Below are 725 nucleotides of genomic sequence, written 5' to 3'. Positions count from 1 at the left end.
GGCCTTTCCATACGCTTCGTCAGCAACACCACGCGCTCGTCGAAGCAACGGGTTCTCGACCATCTCGCGGCGATTGGCCTGATCGCGGCCAAGGCGGACGTCTTCACGCCGGCGCAGGCGGCGCGGGAATGGCTGCTTCGCAACGGCCGCGCGCCGTATCTGCTGGTCCACCCCGGTCTCGAGCCGGACTTTCACGAACTGCCAAGTCGCGACAAGCGCGCCGTCATCATCGGCGATGCCGGCGAGACCTTGACCTATGCGGTGCTGAACGACGCCTTCCGCGAATTGACCGCGGGGGCCGAACTGCTGGCTCTCGCCACCAACCGGACATTTCGCGATGCCGATGGCGGGCTCAGCCTCGATGCGGGACCGTTCGTGGCGGCGCTGGAATTTGCCTCGCTGAAACGCGCCACCGTTCTCGGCAAGCCGTCACCGGCATTCTTTCTCTCGGCGCTGGCTTCGATGAACTGCCCGCCGGAACAGGCGATCATGGTCGGCGACGACGCCGAGGCCGACATAGCCGGCGCGCTCCGCGCCGGACTTTCGGGTGCCCTGCTGGTGCGCACCGGCAAATATCGCCGCGGCGACGAGAAGCGGTTCGATCCGCCGCCGACCGCAACCGTCGCCGATCTCGCGGCGGCGGCCGACTGGATCATCGCGCGCTCCGGCCCGGGCTGAAATCGAGGCTCCGCGACCGCGGGACTCGCAAGTTTGTCCACATATAT

1 protein-coding gene is annotated in these 725 nt (G+C 67.2%); it reads left to right on the top strand.

Translation table 11 applies throughout. From position 1 onward, the window contains the following. The coding region (locus EN738_RS34790) for a TIGR01458 family HAD-type hydrolase (RefSeq protein WP_127287420.1) at positions 1–678 on the top strand (678 nt) is incomplete at its 5' end. Positions 679–725: the final 47 nt, after the last annotated feature.

Source organism: Mesorhizobium sp. M4B.F.Ca.ET.017.02.2.1 (assembly GCF_003998955.1).
Classification (GTDB): Bacteria; Pseudomonadota; Alphaproteobacteria; order Rhizobiales; family Rhizobiaceae; genus Mesorhizobium; species Mesorhizobium abyssinicae.
This window is presented reverse-complemented; position numbering and strand designations above follow the sequence as displayed.